Origin of the sequence: Paraburkholderia fungorum (assembly GCF_046027215.1) — a bacterium.
GTDB classification, from domain to species: Bacteria; Pseudomonadota; Gammaproteobacteria; order Burkholderiales; family Burkholderiaceae; genus Paraburkholderia; species Paraburkholderia fungorum_D.
Genome location: NZ_JAQQEN010000001.1, coordinates 2,196,924 through 2,213,317, shown reverse-complemented (window position 1 = coordinate 2,213,317; position 16,394 = coordinate 2,196,924). Strand labels below are relative to the sequence as shown.

Sequence of the window (16,394 nt, the reverse complement as noted above, 5' to 3'; positions counted from 1 at the left end):
ACCGCTCTGAGGTTGGAATGAACCGGTCTAACTGCGGGTGAATGTCGCGATACGCTGCTGCATTGCCGTGGTGAAGATGTTCTTAGGCAACATGCAGTGAATGCCCTTCGGCGGGACGGTCGCGTAGACCGTTCCGGTCTGGTTCGCGTATTGCGTGACGCGGAAACTCCCCGCGACGCTGAAGATGCCGTAGCAGTCTTCGGGCGCAATGCCGGTTGCCGCGGAGAGCCACCCGATCATCTGCCGCAGACATGCCACCAGCGAGTTATCGAGCGTGTCGGCAAAGCCGAAGCCGATCCAGTGGTCCGGTGTCTCCGCCATCGGAACATTCAGTGCCGCGCGCTTGTGCAACACATATTGAATGCGCATTTCCTCGAAGGCCGTCTCGATCGAGGTCTGATCGACATTGCCTTCGCCTGACGCACCCATCGAGCCGCCCGTCCAGACGCGCCCACCGGCAACCTGCACCGGCAGGAAGATCGACGTGCCGATCCCGAGCACGGCGCAATCCAGATTGCCGCCGTAATTGCCGGCCAGATTCGCGCTGACCGGCTTGTCGCCCGGCGGCTGCGTGCCGATATACGCCTGAAATGGCTTCAATGGAATGTTGACGCCCGGCACATACGCGGCCGCGGTGCGCTCACTGTCGAACTTCAGATAACGCAGATAGGGCTTGAAATCATGCGGCAGCGCGCCGACCCCAGGCGGCGCCGAATTCCAGCCCCAGTCGATCGGGCGCATGCTCAGCATCCGGCATTCGATCAGGTCGCCCGCCTCGGCGCCCTCCACCACGACCGGACCAATCAGCGAGAACGCGCCATTCGGATACTTCTTGCGGATCGGCTCGCGCTCCTTGAACGTCATGCCGTACTTCGCTTCATTGCCCCAGTTGGTCCACGTGCCGTCGTACCACACCGTGTCGCCTGATCTGACGGCAGCGGCGACCGGCGTATCGGGCTCCATCTGACCTACACGCACGGTTTCTTCCGAAGGTACGAGCCGCACGAGCGCGCCGTCCGGCGATGCCAGCCCGCCGGCCTGTCCGCGCGCTGCCGTGCCTTGCGCGCGCACTGCGAGCGGCAAGCCGAGCGTGCCGGCGGCCAGCGCGCCGAAGCCGAGCTTGAGCATCGTGCGACGGCAATGAGCGGTGGCGTCCAGCGTCGTCGCGCCACTTTCCTGCGCGGCGCCCTCCCTGATGACGGATTGCATATTGTGCTGTGTCTCGTGTTTCATCTGTATTCCTGATTTATCGTGGATGCGCCGACCCGGTTCATCGGGTGGTCGATGCGCCAATCGCTTCGATCGCGCCCCTGACCATCTGTTCGTCTATGTCCGAAGGCGCCCCGCTTGCGCCCAGCGCGCCGAGCAGGTGCCCACCGGAAAAGATCGGCAGCACGCCGCGCCCGGGCAGGAACGGCGCGTAATAACCGGCGCCCGACACATTGCTGTACTCCGAAGGGTCGTCCTTGAAGCGCTGCTCCAGCGTCACCCCTGACTGGCCGCCGAGCGCGACCGATGCGAAGGCCTTGCCGCGGGCGAAGTCGACGCTTGCGAACGGCGCACCGTCCATGCGGGCCGCCGCGATCAGATGACCGCCAGGATCGACCACGGAGAAGCTCAACGCGAGATGGTGAGCACGGGCTTCAGCGGTGCCCGTTTCGATAAGCTTCATCGCCTGCGCCAGGCTCACCGAATACGTCACGACTGGCGCGAGCGACTCCGGTGCGGATGCGAGGTCGGCTGCGCCGGCGCTCCGTGCGCCGACTACGCACAGCGAGCAAAGCGACGCGATCGCTGCTCCCCTCATCAACCGAAATGGAATATTCAGCTTCACTCCTGTCTCCTCTCTATTACTTCGCGGCACTACTGTGCGACTCGTCTCAAACTGAAGCGTACGTCTGTATCGTTCGAACGCTATAGTCGGAAAGCCCGCGCATTTACCACTGAGTCCGATTAATTCCACCATGTTTGAACGCGGGTCATCGGCGCGCCGATCGTCAATCGATCAGCCTACCCGGCGGTGAAAGCGATGAATTCTGACTTCGTGCCAGACCCCGGCTGCGAAGAGCGGGTCATTGCGATTGAACGCCTCGACCTCGCCGCGTGTTTGCGCTTCCACGAGAAAGAAGCTGCCGATCTTGTTCTCGCCAGCATCGTCCACCAACGGACCGGATGTGACGAGTGTGATCGGCCCGCTCTCCAGATAGGCGCGGTGGTGCGGGGTGTTGGTTTCACGAAGGGACACGGCACCCGGCTTATCGGTGCAGAAGACGATCCAATGCATGATTTTCAGTTCCTATCAAAGTCAGGCAGGGCAAACGTAAGGCAGAGGGCTGCGACGACCTTCCGGGACGCAAAGCGGAGCTGAACCAGCGGCGATTCTTCCGAATAATGTGGACACAGAAGTGAGCTCTACGGCGGAAAATCCTGACGCAGTATCAGTCCCTCGCGTTGCAAGCGGATGCGCCGCACGTCCTGTGACTTACCGAATGATCCGATTTTTTTGAGGTCGCGAACGTGCGCGGACTGCGGACGTTACGCAGATAGAGCGGGGGCTAAGGGCGGGATACCGGGGAGATACCCGATATGAAGATGGCAATCGCGGGCGATTCGATGTCGGGCCTTGCAACAGCCCTCACGCTAATTGCACGGGACACGACGTCCATCACACGCGCGCCGTGCAAACCTCGCCGGCAGCATAGACGCGCACGAGCGCGTGTGAAAACACCTACGCTTTCTGGAACCGTGTCGACAACGCCGTCGCCAGCAGATGTTGCGCAAAGCCGCTGACTGCCGTGTCCGGCATCTGCGGTGCGAGTTGCAGGAATTGCTTGACCGCGCGCAGCGTCACGGCACTGTTCTTCAGCAGCATCTCGCTGAGCAGATCCGCCTGCGCGTCGAGTTGATCCGCGCTCACCACCACACTCACGAGCCCCGCCTGCATCGCCTCTTGCGCGCCGATGCAACAGCGGCTCAGCACCATATACGCCAGCGTCTTGTGCGGTATGCGCCCAAGCAGCGCCGACATCACCAGTGCCGGAGGAATATCGCGGTCCATCTCCGGGATCTGGAACACTGCGTCAGCGGCGGCCAGCGTCACATCGCACACACCCGCGAGCGCACACCCGACCCCGATCGCACGACCCCGCACCACACCTAAAACCGGCACGCGCACGGCCTTGATGGCGTCGTATAGCGCGAGCGGCGGCGCGGCGACCACCCGGCGCAGCATTTCAGCCGACGGTTGGCTGTCAGCGCCCGGCATCGGCGACTCCCGGCCTGTGCAAAAATCGGCGCCGTGGCTGCGCAGACGCACCAGTTTCGTCGTGTCGTCGAGCTTATCGAGCGCATCGATCATCGCATCGCTCATCGCCGCGCTGAGCACGTTGCCGTGCTCGGGCCGGTTCAGCACGATATCGAGCACGTCGCCCGTGCGTTCGATCAGCACCGCGTCAGTTCGCGTCATCGCCATGTTCTCCTCTGTGCAGGTATTCCCATATGACGCGCGGCGTCGCCGGCATCTCCAGTTCCGCATCGTGCTGGCCCGGCGCGCGCAACGCGTCGGCGAGAGCATTGAATATCGTCGCCGTTGCGGGCGTGATGCCACTCTCGCCACCGCCTTTCACACGCAGCGGATTGCCGGCGGTCGGGTCTTCGGTGAATTCGAGCTGCAGCGGCGGCATGTTCGCCGCGCGTGGCACGCCGTAATCCATATACGAGCCGGTCATCAGCTGGCCGGTGACGCGATCGACGTAGCAGGTCTCCGACAACGCCTGACCGAGCCCCTGCGCGAGACCACCGTGCACCTGTCCTTCGACGATCAGCGGATTGATCGGTTGGCCGACATCGTCGATCGATGTGTAGTTGACGACCGTCGCCACACCGGTATCCGGATCGACTTCGATTTCGCAGACCGCCGAGCCGGTGGGGTGCGCCGGAATGCGCCCGGTAAACTCGGCACGCGCGAACAGGCGCCGGGGCTCATCGTCCAGCAGCGCCGGCAATGGCGCGCCGTGCGGCATGCACGCCGCGGTGCGCTCTTCGCACAGATTCCGCGCGATGTCGAACAGCGTCGCGCGACGCACGCCATCCGCGGTAAAAGCCGCATCGGCAAACTGCAAGGCCGCAGCGTCACAATCGAACATTCGCGCTGCGACGTCGCGCGCCTGCGCGACGATCTGTGTACACGCGTCGACGAGCAGCATGCCGCCGAGCCGCATGGTCCGATCCGAATGCGTGCCACCGCCAACCGCCACGAAGTCCGTGTCGCCCGTGCGCAAACGTATCGCCCCAGGCGGCACGCCCAGATACGTCGCGACGACCTGTGCAAACGTCGTTTCATGGCCTTGTCCGGTCGACTGCGTGCCCGACACGATGTCGATCACGCCTTCCGGCAATACCGCCATGTCGATCCGCTCGCGCGGCGCGCCAACCGGCGACTCGACATAGTTCGCGAGGCCGATGCCACGCAGCCGGCCACGCGAGCGCGCTTCGTCGCGGCGTGCTTCAAAACCGGCCCAGCCGGACAGCTCGGCCGCACGCATCATGTTCTCGAGAAACCTGCCGCTGTCATAGGTGAGACCCATGGCCGTGCGATACGGCAGCGCCTCGTGGGCGATCAGGTTGCGGCGGCGGATCTCGAGGCGATCGAGCCCGAGTTCATGTGCCGCAATGTCCAGCATGCGTTCCATCACGTGAGTCGCTTCCGGTCTGCCCGCGCCGCGATACGGCACGGTCGGCACCGTGTTGGTCAGCACCGCGCTCACCTGCACCGCCGCAACCGGCACGTGATAGACGCTCGTCATCACGCGCGTGCCGTTGGACATTGGCACGTATGACACGGTGTGCGAGCCGACATTGCCGAACCATTCGTTGTCGATTGCGAGAATGCGGCCGTCTCCGTCGAAACCGATGGCCGCGCGAATAATCGCATCGCGGCCCTGGTAGTCGGCGAGAAACGCTTCACTGCGATCGCCGGTCCATTTGACCGGGCGTCCGACTTCTCGCGCGGCCCATACCACCGCGAGCTGCTCCACATAGAGGAACGTGCGCGGGCCAAAGCCGCCGCCCGTGTCCGGACACACCACGCGGACCTGTTCCGGTGGCACCTGCAGCGCGTGAGCCAGCGCGACCTTCAGACGCACGGCCCCCTGGCTGCCGGAGATCAGCGTATAGACACCGCTCGCCGCATCGTAAGTGCCCAGCGCGGCGCGTGGCTCCATCTGGCAGTTGACCACACGGCTGTGACGAAACTCACGGCGCACCACCAGTCGCGCCGTCGTGAGAATTTGCCGCGCCGCGTCGCGCTCGCCGATCTGAGTCTGAAAGCACAGGTTGCCCGGCGCGTCGTCCCACAGACCCGGCGCGTCTGGCTGCATCGCATCGAGCGCGTCGACCACCGCGTCGTGCACGTCGTAGTCGATCTCGATCAACTCGGCCGCGTTGCGCGCTTCGAGCAAGGTCCGCGCGATCACCATCGCGATCGCTTCGCCGACATAGCGGACCTTGTCGACGGGGAGCGGCAGGTGTCCGATATTGAGCACGCCACCGGTGCTCGACTGCGTGAATGCGGGACGTGCATGCTCGATCGCATCGGCCGGGTTCGGAACATGATTGATCGCGCGATACCCCGCCTTCAGATAATCCTGTCCGGTCAGGATGGCGACCACGCCAGGCGCCGCGGAGGCCGCTTCTGTAGCGATCGAGACGAGCGTCGCATGCGCGTGTGGCGAGCGCAGGAACGCCGCATACAGTTGTCCATCGAGCCGGATGTCGTCGGTATAGCGGCCACGGCCCGTCACGAAGCGCTGGTCTTCCAGGCGCGGCAACGGCTGTCCAATCAGCGGCGCCCGGCTCACGGGTGTTCTTCCCTGGCTGCCGCGTCGTCCGGATACAGCGCCCGGGATGCATGACGCACCGCTTCGATAATGTTGATATAGCCGGTGCAGCGGCAGATGTTGCCTTCGAGCGCATGACAGATGCTGTCGTGATCGAGCGCGGCCGGTTCGCGCAGATAGAAGTCGATCGCCATGATCATGCCCGGCGTGCAGAAGCCGCACTGAAGTCCGTGGCACTGGACGAACGCCTGCTGCACCGGATGCAGTGTGTCGCCGTTCGCGAGCCCTTCGACTGTCGTCACCTCGCCACCACTCGCCTGCGCCGCGAGTATCGTGCACGACTTGACCGCCAATCCATCGAGACGGACCGTGCATGCGCCACACTGGCTCGTATCACAACCGACATGCGTGCCGGTCAGGCCGAGCGTCTGGCGCAGGAATTCGACCAGCAACGTCTGGTCGGCAACGGTTTCGCACACGTCGCGGCCGTTCACCCGAAGTTCGACATCGATCATCTGCGTCCCTGTTTCATTCTGCGAGCGTCCCGGTGACCGCGACCGTGAAACGCGTGAAGAACTCGGCAGCCATCCTGTTCGCCACGCCACTCACGAGTCGCGCGCCAATCTGGGCGAGTTTGCCGCCCACCTGTGCCTGCGCGGTGTAGCGCAGCAGCGTGCCACCGTCGTCGTCCGAGAGCGTGACGGCAGCACTCATCTTGCCGAAGCCCGCCACGCCACCTTCCCCTTGGCCGGTAATGCGATAGCCGTTCGGTTCGTCGCGATCCGACAATACGAGGTTGCCTTTGAAGCGCGCCTTGACCGGGCCAACCGCGGCGACGACCACCGCGTCGAAGCGTTCGCCGCCATCGCCCGCGAACGATTCGCAGCCGGGAATACACGCTTGCAGAATCGCCGCGTCGTTCAGGCATTGCCAGACCTGTTCACGCGGTGCGGCGATCGTGTGCGTTCCGCTGAAATCCATGTGTGTCTCCAGATCGCGCTGCTGGGCGGCGCGCAACAGGTAAATGACGAGGGTGATGTGCGTTCACGCGGCGTACCCATGCAGCGCACGCCGAGTGAACGTCGCAATCAGATGCGCGCGATAGCGGGCCGACGCGTGGGCATCGTCGGGCAAACTGTGCGGGTCGGGCGTCATGCCGTCGAGCGCGTGCAACGAGAAATCGCTTTCGAGCGCCCGCTCCGCATCGCGCCAGCGGAACACCGAAGCACCCGCGCCGGTCACGGCCACCCGCACATGTGACGCATAACGCGCCACGAACACGCCGACCACAGCGTAGCCCGACGCGGGATGCCGGAATTTCTCGTAGTTTGCCCAGCGTGGCGTCTGGAATTCGATCGCGGTAATCAGTTCGCCTGGGTCGAGCGCAGTCTGAAAGGTGTCGATAAAGAAATCGTCGGCGGCAATGCGGCGCGACGATGTCACGACGATCGCATCGAGCGCCAGCACAGCAGCCGGGTAGTCCGCAGCGGGATCGTCGTTCGCGACCGAACCGCCCAGCGTGCCACGATTACGCACCTGGGGATCGGCAATCGTCCCGGCCAACTTTGCGAGCGCCGGAATCGCGCCCGCTACGACCGGCGACGCGGCAACCTGCGCATGCGTCGTCACCCCGCCGACCCGCAGCATCGACGGCTCGCTGATCATGCCGCGCAGTGCGTCGAGACGCGTCAGATCGATCAGATGCGTCGGCGCGGCGAGTCGCTGTTTAAGTGTCGGAATCAAGGTCATGCCGCCAGACAGCGGGCGTGCCTCTTCGTGTTGCGCGAGCCAACGCAACGCGTCATCGAGCGAGGCGGGCCGGATATAGCGAGTCGCGTACATCGCATCCTCCGGTTATTCGACCGCGACGCTGTCGGCGTCGTACTCGAATAGCCAGTCGTAGCGTTCGTGGATTTTCGCTTCGGTCCACTCGCGCTCGACATAGGCAGCCGCACCGGCCGCGTGCGCGAGCTCGGGATTGTGAAAGCGCTTCGCATTGGCGGCCGAGCCGCGCACCACGCGTTCGGTGCGCTCCGTGCGCAGCGATTGATACCGCGCAAGCGCCGTGCTGAGGTTGGAGGCGTGATGCGCAAGGCAGCGGGCCAGCACATAGCCGTCTTCGATCGCCATGCATGCGCCTTGAGCGAGAAAAGGCAAAGTTGGATGGCAGGCGTCGCCAAGCAGCGCGACGCGACCGTCGACCCAGCGGGGCATCGGCTCGCGTACCATCAGCGCCCACTTGTACGGAGTCTCAATGGCGCGAATCAACATCTGCACGTCGTTATGCCAGCCGTCGAAGTCGCGCAGGCAATCGTCCAGCCGGCCGCGCTCGGACCAGGACTCGACCGTCCATCCGTCACGCTCCACCACGCCGACGAAGTTCACCAGACGTCCCGCGCGCAGCGGATAGTGAATCACGTGCGCCCCGGGTCCGACCCAGTTGACGCCATAAGGTGTTCGCAGATGTTCCGGCAACCGCGCGGCGTCGATCACGCCGCGCCACGCCATGATCCCGGAGTATTGCGGCTCGTCCGGTCCGAAGAACGCACTGCGCACGACAGAATGCACGCCGTCGGCTCCGATCACGAGATCAGCCTCGTACTCCACGCCGCGTGCAGTGCGCACCCTCACGCCGTTGTCATGCTGCTCGATCCCGACGACTTTTTCGCCAAGATGGATTGCGTTGGCATCGATCGCGCGCACACCCTCGACCAGCACCTGATGCAGATCCGCACGATGCAACGTGAAATAGGGGAAACCAAAGTGTTCGCGCGAATGCGCACCGAGATCGAAGAGCGGCCACGTCTGCCCGGTGCTCCATAACCGTACGCGTTTGCCGAGCGGTTCGCACGCAAGCGGCTCGATGCGCTCGCCGACGCCGACGTTATACAACACGCGTGTCGCGTTCGAACTCAGTTGCACGCCCGCGCCGATCTCGCCCAGCATTACCGCCTGTTCGAGGACCGTCACGTCGAAGCCGTGCTTGTACAGCGCCAGCGCAGCGGTCAGACCGCCGAGTCCGGCACCCACGATAACTATTTTCATTGTCCTGTTTGACCGGTTCGGCCGGCGATCGACGTCTCCCAAACAATCGCCCGATGGATTTCACTCTACTGGAATGTTTCGCAGTCCAGAAACGAAAAGTTTCAATGTGACGATGAAGTTATGTTGATGATCGAACGCGTTTAGCACATCGATCTGTTTCTTCTCACGAAGTGCATTGGCACGTCGTAATCGATTGACTATACTTTTCCGACAGTTCGAACACCGCCCTTCAATCGACAACAAAAAGCTGACAACGGAAGGCGCAAAACGTATCCATGCAAGCCGTGCCTCATACACGCACGACACTGCACTGCACTACACCGCACTACACCACACCGCTCTGTTCACGCAGGAGACCTCTTTTGACTACGCAGGACAACAACAGCTCCACGCCCGATCTGCAGCGTTTCGATTTGCGCCGCTTCATCGAGTCGCTCGACAACACGCAATTCGAACGGCACACCGCAGACGTGCCGCTATCGCGGATCGCGCACGCACTCGAAGGCAATCCGAAAGCCGTACTATTCGAGCGGCCCGGTGGCGAAGCGATCGCGCTGTGCGGTAACGTCGCGGGGAGCCGCGAACGGCTTGCGCACGCATTCGGCACCACCCACGACCAATTGCTGGGCGAGATCGTGGCGCGGCTGCGCAAGCCGGGAGTACTCGTCGACGTGCCACGCGACGCGGCGCCCGTGCAGGAAGTGGTACTCGAAGGCGACGCGTGCGATCTGACTGCATTACCCGTGCATCTTCAGCACGGGCTGGACGGGGCGCCGTACATTTCGGCATCGATCGACTATGCATTCGATGCGCAAAGCGGCTGGACCAACGTCGGCATGCGCCGGCTGATGCTGCGCGGGCGGCGCCGTGCCGGTGTCGACCTGGTGGCGCCCTCCGATCTGCGCGCGATCTATCTGGCCAATGCGAAACGTGGCGAGCGTACGCCGGTTGCATTCGCCGTCGGCTCGCATCCGATCGACCAGCTGGCCGCCACGCTGCGTCTGCCGAACGACGAACTCGCACTTGCCGCCGCGTTGCGCGGCGAGCCGATGGGTGTGGTCAAGTGCGTCACCAGCGACTTGCGCGTGCCGGCCGACGCCCAGTTCATCCTCGAGGGCTATCTCGACGAGCGCGGCCATGTCGAGCCGGAAGGGCCGTATGGCGAATTCCTCGGCTATTACGGCGGCGTCAAGCGTAATCCGATGTTCCATCTCACGGCGATCACGCATCGCCGCAACCCGCTATTCCAGACCGCGACTATTAGCGGCCCTTCGATGGCGCAGACCGATACGGCCCAATTGTGCGCATTACGCACTGAGGTTATGGTGTGGCGCGGGCTCGAAACCGCCGTGCGCGAAGTACGCGGCGTTTATGTCACGCCGAGTTGCGGCGGCACTTTCAATGTCCGCATCGCGATCCAGCAGCGCGTGCCGGGCGAGGCGCGCAATGCGATCGCGGCCGTGTTCGCCTCACAGGCGAATCTGAAGCACGTGTTCGTAGTCGATCCGGACATCGACATCTTTTCCGACGCGCAGATGGACTGGGCGCTCGCCACGCGCTTCCAGGCCGACCGGGATCTGGTGATCCAGGCCGGCATGCGCGCGATGCCACTCGATCCCTCGCTGCATGGCGCGGCCACCACCGCGAAAGCCGGCTTCGACCTGACTTTGCCACTGCTCGCACCGGGCGCGACGCGCTCGTTCGAGCATCGCGTCCCTGCCCCGCCCACGTTTGACGCACCGCGTTTCGATTCGCTCGACGCCGCATTGCAGGCCGGGCCGAAACTGTTTGCCGATCTGATGGCCGCAAGCGATTCGAGCGACGGTCGCGAGATCGTGCGCTGGCTCGAAGACAACGAGGCCGCGCAAGGCATTACGCGCGATGACGAGGGGCGCTACCGGCTCGCCTAAGCCACCGGTTCCACCCGTTCCAGCTGTTGCGCGCGCAACCGTATCAAGGCGGCGAGCGCGCGCAGCATCGGCACCGGCACCCCCGCCCGCTCGCCGATCTGCACGACCACCGCGCACAGCGCTTCGTATTCGAGCGGTCTGCCGTGCCTGACGTCCTGCAACATCGACACTTCCACCGCGCCCAGCGAGCGGCCCATCTCCAGCCGTTCGCGTGACGACTGCCGGATCTGCAGGCCAAGCGCGGCGCCGACCGCAATCACTTCGTCCATCGCGGTGAGCAGCAGGGTCCGCACACCGGGGTCGTCGAGGATACGGTCGAGCGTCGCGTGGGTCAGCGCCGCGACGGGGTTCAGACCGGCGTTGCCGATCAGCTTGTTCCAGATCGCGCTACGGATATCGGCGCTCGTGCGGCACGCAAAACCGGCGGAGCCAAGGCACGCGCGCAGTCGCTCGGCGCGAGCCGATAGCGTGCCATCCGGCTCGCCCAGCTCGATATCCTCGCGCCCCATGTGTTCGACGACACCAGGCTCCGGTACCCGCGCGCTCAGATAGATCACGCAACCCACCACCCGCGCGATATCGATCCGCGCACCAAGGCGTGCCTGCGGATCGACGTCATCGAGCTGCATTCCGGCAAGCGTGCCGCCGAAGCCGTTGAAGAACCACCATGGCACGCCGTTCATCGCCGGCACCAGGACCGTGTGCTCGCCCAGCAGCGGTTCCAGCGCTGGCAGTGCGCCGGGCAGCGCGTTGCTCTTCAGCGCGACGATCACATAGTCTTGCGGACCGAACGCCTGCCCATCGGCACTCGCTTCGACCTGGACGACCCGTTCGTGGCCGCGCTCGCGCCACATCAGTCCGCGCTGCTGGATCGCCTGCAGATGCGCGCCGCGTGCGATCACCGAGACCGGCGTGCCGCTCGCCGCGAGCCGCGCCGCAATCAGGCCGCCGATCGCACCGGCACCGAACACGCAGATCTTCATCGCGCCCCGCCAGTCATGGCCGCCGCCGTCACGTCATTCGACATTCGCACCGTCATGCTCAGTCGTACAGATCGGCTTGTTCGGCGAGCACCTTGTCGAGCAGCGGCTGCAAACCGAACCAGCCGGCGCGCGGTGAGCCGATCTGCTTGACCGTATAGGCGGCCATTTCCGGATCGATCTGCTTCGGCGTACCGGCGGCGCGTGCGAGCAAGACCTGTTCGCAGGCACGCTCGGCGCGCAGATACCAGAAGACTGCTTCCTCCAGCGTCGCACCGACCGTGAAGACACCATGATGCCGGCAGATGACGGCCTTGTTCGGCCCAAGCGCCTGGGCGATCAGGTCCCCTTCGGAGACACTGGCCGCGATGCCGTTGTAGCCGTCGAACAGCGAATGGGAGTTGTAAAAACCGACCGCTTCCTGCGTGATCGGCGGAATCAGCTCACCGAATGACGCATACGTCGTGCAGTAACGCGAGTGCGAATGCGCGGCCGCCACGACATCGGGCCGGGCCTGATGAATGCGCGAATGGATCGCGTAGGCCGCCGCGTTGATCGGATGTTTGCCTTCGACAATCCGTCCCGTGTGATCGACCAGCACGAGATCGGAGACGCAGATGCGGCTGAAATGCACACCAAGCGGATTGACCCAGAAGTGATCGGTAAGGATGGGATCGCGGCATGAGATGTGTCCGGCGATGCCGGCGTCGAAGCCGTGCATCGAGAAAATCCGGTAACACGCGGCGAGCCGCACCTTGCGGTCGCGGCGCTCGTCCTCCTTGCTCCCGAACACCGGCGGTTCTGGCCATTTGAGGCCGTTCTCCGCGATAGTGAGTTGCTGCTCCACCTTGCGTGACGAGGTTGTCGACATGTGTGTGCTCCGCAACGGCCACGCGCGGCAAGCCCGTGGCGCGGTTCAGTTAGAGGCTATAGAAATCGATCCTGGCCGGCAGATAGTCGTTCAGCAGCACGATCCGCTTGCGCGCGATACGCCACGTAGCGCCGTCGCGCACCAGGGTCTGGCGGTAACGGCCAAAAAAAATCTCGACCGAATGGTCTTTCGGCTGATATTGGTGCGTGGTCCATTCGCATGCCACGTGTAGCGTCTGCACGCCGGGGTCGCCCGTTTCACCCTCAACCGTGCCATCCGCTTCGACAATGCGCGGATTCGCGATCAGGTGCTGCGTGCGCGGCAGTACTGCGCTCGCGACCGAGCGGCCCGATTTCACGCGCCACACCCGGTCTTCGAGCCCCGCGCGATGCGCGTAATAGATCAGCGACAACTCGCGCCGCGGGTTGCTGGTCTGCTCGTCTTCCGACTTCCACGCGGGCACCCAGTACTCGCAGTCTTCGCGGTACAGCGCGAGCCAGTCGTCCCAGCGACGCTCGTCGAGCGCGAGTGCTTCGGCATAGAGGAATTGTGTGATCTCCGGCAACAGGTGCTGGCTCACGACGCCTCCTTGCGAAAGACCACCGGCTGCACTGACGGATGCGCCGAATGGGTGGCACGTTCGGCACGCTCGGCACGTTCGGCACGTTCGTGGGCAAAACCAGCTTTCATCATCTCCGCCCATGCCCGATAGCCGGCATGAAACAGGGTCTCGTCCTGCACTTTGACTTCGCCCATCTGGCTCGTGCGCGCCTGAATGCCGATGCGCTCGCCGATCTCATTGGTGCCGGCCTGTACCGACGTCATCCCGCGTGAGTAGCCCTGTTGCCATTGCACGATCTGCGCGCGATAGCCGGCCTGGCAATCTTCGTAGCAGGTTGTATCGTCGGGTGTCGCCATGCCGGTGCTGTTGAAGAAATCCTCGAACTGGCGTAGACGGAAATTACGCGCCGCGTCCGCTTCGCCAACTGGAGCGAGACAGTAGATGGTCATCTCAGTCAGATCGGGCGCGAGCGGACGGATCACACGCAATTGCAGCGATGCATTCTCCGCCACCTGCACGTTCGGAAACAGAACGAGGTTGCGGGTGGTCAGCATCCACGCGGCGCGGTCTTTGCCGACCCGCTGCTGCAATTCGTCGATCGAGGCATAGAGCGGCCGGATCTGCGGATTCGGGTTCGGTGTGAAGAGCGCCGCGTGGCCGTTCTCGAACGTGAAACCGCCGCGTTCGGTGAAACTCGCGAAATCGACGGACTTCAACTGATAGCGCGATTCGCTCGAATTGCGCCGCTCAACCAGCTTCATGAAGCTGGGATGGGTCGACGTCAGATGATAGGCGTCGAGTCCGTTTTCCATCTGCAACTTCCAGTTGCCGCGAAACGTATACGTCGAGCTTCCCGGCACCGCTTCAATACCGTCGGGACTCTGGTCCACAACGAGATCGAGGAAAAAGCGTGCATCGTTGAGATGGTCGTCGAGTGACTGAACGTTCGCATCGAGGCAGCCGAACAGGAAGCCGCGATATTGCTCGAAACGCGGCACCGGCACGAGATCGTGATTCTCGGCATGAAACGCTTCGCTGTAGCAGCCTGACTGCACATCCTTGATCGTCTTCGACTTGCCGCTGCTGTCGTAGGACCAGCCGTGATACGGGCACACGTGATAGCGCGCGTTGCCCTGGCGTTTCTGGCAGATCTGCGCACCGCGATGCCGGCAGGTGTTCATGAATGCGCCGAGTTCACCCTCCGCGCTGCGCATCACGATCACCGGCTGGCGTCCGAGCCAGGTCGTGAAGTAGTCGTTCGGTTGCGGCGCCTGCGATGCGAGACCGAGGAACACCCAGCCCCGTTCGAAAATAAAGCGCATCTCGAGTTCGAAGATCTCAGGATCGCGAAAGATATCGCGGTTGACCGTGAAGATGCCTTCGTCCGTCCTGTCGACCACGAGCCGCGCGATGTCATCGGCGTTCATGTCGGTTTCTCCGTCTTGTCCGGCGTTGTATGCATGTCGTGACAACTGTGGCGCCCCCTCACACGGACGGCCGCGACGACAACGGATGCGGCCCCGCGTCCGGCACCTTGACGCCCGGCATCGGCTGCAGACGCATCAGATGCCATGGGCTCGGCATCTCACCCACTGGCGCCTCGATCAGTACCGGACCATTCTCGCCAAGCGACTGGGTGATTGCCGCCTGCAACGCGGCGGGCGATGTCGCGCGCACGCCAGGTACGCCGAACGCCTCTGCAAGCGCAACGAAATCGGGGTTCTGCAACGCGACGGCAACCTGATTGTCCGGGCCGAATACGCGTTTCTGGATCGCGCGCACATTGCCGAAATGACCGTCGTTGAAGACCACCAGCGTAACGGGCAGGTTGTACTTGCGCGCCGTGGCGAGTTCCTGCAGATTCCAGCCGAAGCCGCCGTCACCGGTGATCGACAGCACGCGCCGCCCCCCTGCGCCGACAGCCGCACCCAGCGCTGTCGGGAAGCCGTAGCCGAGCGTGCCCTGATAGCCGGGGCCGATATAGGTACGCGGCGTGTAGATCGGAAATGCGATCCGCGACAGATAGCCGACCTGCGTCAGCTCGTTCACAAAGATGCCATCCTCCGGCAACGCCGCCCGCATCGCGCGAATGTAGTCGACCTGCGGCGTCACCTGATCGATCTGCGCCTGAGCCCACTCTTTCAGTCCACGTGCTTCCGCCTGCGTCAGCACTTCACGCGGCTTGACGGCATCGGCCAGCGCCTCGAGCGCGTCGCGGGCGTCGGCCTGCAAGGCGATGGCCGCGCGGCGCGGCGCACGCAGATCGTCTGCATCGATGTTGATATGGATAAAGCGTGTCCCTGCGGCGCTCCATGACGGCGACGGATGCAGCGCGTTCATGAAACGGCTGCCGATCACGACCACCAGATCCGCGTGCTCGAACACGGCGCGGCCGGCGAGCGTATTCATCGACAACGGATCGCGGTCGGACAGTGCACCGAGCCCGTTGTCGCTCAGCACGACCGGCATGCCGACCTTGTGTGCGAGCCGGGCCAGCGCTTCGCTCGCGTTCGCCGCGAGCACGCCGCCGCCGACGTACAGCACCGGCAGCCGCGCTTCGTCGATGGCTCGCGCAATGCGGCCGACCACGTCCATATCGAGTGGCGCGGCAGCGGCCGGCGCAGCCTCACGCCAGCGCGCGGTATCGGCGGGCGTGGTGCCGGCGCGCGCCTCGAGCACGTCGTGCGGCACCTCGATGCCAACCGGACGCGGCCGGCCCGAATTCATCTGCGCAAACGCGGCATTCATCGCCGCGCCGATCTGCGCGGGATCGTCGACGTTCGCGTTCCATTTCGTCAGCCCGGCGATCAGCCCGGTCTGGTCCTTGATCTCGTGCAGCAGCCCATATCCGGCGGCGATACCGTGCGAATGCACGTTACCGGCGATCAGCATCACCTTCGAATTGGCCGCATAAGCCGTGGCCAGTCCCGCCCCCGCATTCAGCACGCCCGGACCCGGCACGACCATCGCCACCCCGGGTCTGCCGCTCACGCGGTAGTAGCCGTCGGCCATATAGGTTGTGGTCTGTTCGTGGCGCGGCACCACCAGCCTGATCTGATCCTGCCGTTCGCGTAGCGCATCGACGGCCCAGTCGAGCTGCACGCCCGGGATCATGAACAGCGTATCGACGTTTTGCTCGATCAGCGACGCCGCGAGCATTTGACCACCGGTATAAGGCATGTTCGAACC

Annotated in this window: 15 protein-coding genes; 1 reads left to right on the top strand and 14 read right to left on the bottom strand. The window is 64.0% G+C overall.

Translation table 11 applies throughout. The features are described 5' to 3' along the window. Positions 1-27: 27 nt before the first annotated feature. From PQR27_RS09775 to PQR27_RS09735, 9 genes are all read right to left on the bottom strand, one after another. A complete protein-coding gene (locus PQR27_RS09775) occupies positions 28-1,233 on the bottom strand; it encodes an acetamidase/formamidase family protein (RefSeq protein WP_408523456.1) in 1,206 nt (401 codons plus the stop codon). Between the two features lie 37 nt (positions 1,234-1,270). Next, positions 1,271-1,834 (bottom strand): GlcG/HbpS family heme-binding protein, encoded by a 564-nt coding sequence (locus PQR27_RS09770; protein WP_408523455.1) that lies wholly within the window; start codon positions 1,832-1,834, stop codon positions 1,271-1,273. A gap of 171 nt (positions 1,835-2,005) precedes the next feature. After that, complete coding sequence (locus tag PQR27_RS09765) at positions 2,006-2,284, bottom strand: YciI family protein (RefSeq protein ID WP_408523454.1); 279 nt, start codon at positions 2,282-2,284, stop codon at positions 2,006-2,008. Positions 2,285-2,728: 444 nt separating this feature from the next. Beyond that, positions 2,729-3,466 (bottom strand): enoyl-CoA hydratase/isomerase family protein, encoded by a 738-nt coding sequence (locus PQR27_RS09760; RefSeq protein WP_408523453.1) that lies wholly within the window; start codon positions 3,464-3,466, stop codon positions 2,729-2,731. Next, positions 3,453-5,843 carry a xanthine dehydrogenase family protein molybdopterin-binding subunit gene (locus PQR27_RS09755; RefSeq protein WP_408525449.1) on the bottom strand — a complete coding sequence of 797 codons (2,391 nt, stop codon included), beginning with the start codon at positions 5,841-5,843 and terminating at the stop codon, positions 3,453-3,455. Before PQR27_RS09755 ends, PQR27_RS09760 begins: the two co-directional genes overlap by 14 nt. Positions 5,844-5,854: 11 nt before the next feature. Then, entirely contained in the window at positions 5,855-6,352 is a 498-nt protein-coding gene (locus tag PQR27_RS09750) for a (2Fe-2S)-binding protein (protein WP_408523452.1), read from the bottom strand. Between the two features lie 13 nt (positions 6,353-6,365). After that, positions 6,366-6,818, bottom strand: coding sequence for an SRPBCC family protein (locus tag PQR27_RS09745; protein WP_408523451.1), 453 nt, complete (start codon positions 6,816-6,818; stop codon positions 6,366-6,368). Between the two features lie 63 nt (positions 6,819-6,881). Then, positions 6,882-7,679, bottom strand: coding sequence for an FAD binding domain-containing protein (locus PQR27_RS09740; protein ID WP_408523450.1), 798 nt, complete (start codon positions 7,677-7,679; stop codon positions 6,882-6,884). 12 nt (positions 7,680-7,691) lie between these two features. Then, the gene (locus PQR27_RS09735) at positions 7,692-8,882 is read right to left on the bottom strand and encodes an FAD-dependent monooxygenase (protein ID WP_408523449.1); all 1,191 of its coding nucleotides are present in this window, start codon (positions 8,880-8,882) and stop codon (positions 7,692-7,694) included. Between the two features lie 362 nt (positions 8,883-9,244). Here PQR27_RS09735 and PQR27_RS09730 point away from each other — a divergent pair, with 362 nt between their 5' ends. Beyond that, positions 9,245-10,792: a UbiD family decarboxylase gene (locus PQR27_RS09730; RefSeq protein ID WP_408523448.1), complete on the top strand. Its 1,548-nt coding sequence runs from the start codon at positions 9,245-9,247 to the stop codon at positions 10,790-10,792. On the opposite strand, the gene PQR27_RS09725 is transcribed toward PQR27_RS09730, so the two are convergent. From PQR27_RS09725 to PQR27_RS09705, 5 genes are read right to left on the bottom strand one after another with little or no spacing between them, the layout of a single operon-like run. Continuing rightward, positions 10,789-11,775, bottom strand: a complete 987-nt coding sequence (locus PQR27_RS09725; protein WP_408523447.1) for a ketopantoate reductase family protein — start codon at positions 11,773-11,775, stop codon at positions 10,789-10,791. The two genes, PQR27_RS09730 and PQR27_RS09725, sit on opposite strands and share 4 nt — an antisense overlap. A gap of 58 nt (positions 11,776-11,833) precedes the next feature. Continuing rightward, positions 11,834-12,643 (bottom strand): class II aldolase/adducin family protein, encoded by an 810-nt coding sequence (locus PQR27_RS09720; RefSeq protein WP_408523446.1) that lies wholly within the window; start codon positions 12,641-12,643, stop codon positions 11,834-11,836. Between the two features lie 49 nt (positions 12,644-12,692). Further along, positions 12,693-13,223 carry an aromatic-ring-hydroxylating dioxygenase subunit beta gene (locus PQR27_RS09715; RefSeq protein ID WP_408523445.1) on the bottom strand — a complete coding sequence of 177 codons (531 nt, stop codon included), beginning with the start codon at positions 13,221-13,223 and terminating at the stop codon, positions 12,693-12,695. After that, entirely contained in the window at positions 13,220-14,632 is a 1,413-nt protein-coding gene (locus PQR27_RS09710; RefSeq protein WP_408523444.1) for an aromatic ring-hydroxylating oxygenase subunit alpha, read from the bottom strand. Before PQR27_RS09710 ends, PQR27_RS09715 begins: the two co-directional genes overlap by 4 nt. A 58-nt stretch (positions 14,633-14,690) precedes the next feature. Further along, positions 14,691-16,385, bottom strand: coding sequence for a thiamine pyrophosphate-dependent enzyme (locus tag PQR27_RS09705; protein WP_408523443.1), 1,695 nt, complete (start codon positions 16,383-16,385; stop codon positions 14,691-14,693). Positions 16,386-16,394 lie beyond the last annotated feature (9 nt).

What these genes read in the sequence shown, in the direction of transcription:
- PQR27_RS09725 (WP_408523447.1), bottom strand. Translation starts at nt 11,775, where the DNA reads ATGAAGATCTGCGTGTTCGGTGCCGGTGCGATCGGCGGCCTGATTGCG.
- PQR27_RS09720 (WP_408523446.1), bottom strand. Translation starts at nt 12,643, where the DNA reads ATGTCGACAACCTCGTCACGCAAGGTGGAGCAGCAACTCACTATCGCG.
- PQR27_RS09745 (WP_408523451.1), bottom strand. Translation starts at nt 6,818, where the DNA reads ATGGATTTCAGCGGAACGCACACGATCGCCGCACCGCGTGAACAGGTC.
- PQR27_RS09740 (WP_408523450.1), bottom strand. Translation starts at nt 7,679, where the DNA reads ATGTACGCGACTCGCTATATCCGGCCCGCCTCGCTCGATGACGCGTTG.
- PQR27_RS09735 (WP_408523449.1), bottom strand. Translation starts at nt 8,882, where the DNA reads ATGAAAATAGTTATCGTGGGTGCCGGACTCGGCGGTCTGACCGCTGCG.
- PQR27_RS09775 (WP_408523456.1), bottom strand. Translation starts at nt 1,233, where the DNA reads ATGAAACACGAGACACAGCACAATATGCAATCCGTCATCAGGGAGGGC.
- PQR27_RS09705 (WP_408523443.1), bottom strand. Translation starts at nt 16,385, where the DNA reads ATGCCTTATACCGGTGGTCAAATGCTCGCGGCGTCGCTGATCGAGCAA.
- PQR27_RS09765 (WP_408523454.1), bottom strand. Translation starts at nt 2,284, where the DNA reads ATGCATTGGATCGTCTTCTGCACCGATAAGCCGGGTGCCGTGTCCCTT.
- PQR27_RS09710 (WP_408523444.1), bottom strand. Translation starts at nt 14,632, where the DNA reads ATGAACGCCGATGACATCGCGCGGCTCGTGGTCGACAGGACGGACGAA.
- PQR27_RS09760 (WP_408523453.1), bottom strand. Translation starts at nt 3,466, where the DNA reads ATGACGCGAACTGACGCGGTGCTGATCGAACGCACGGGCGACGTGCTC.
- PQR27_RS09750 (WP_408523452.1), bottom strand. Translation starts at nt 6,352, where the DNA reads ATGATCGATGTCGAACTTCGGGTGAACGGCCGCGACGTGTGCGAAACC.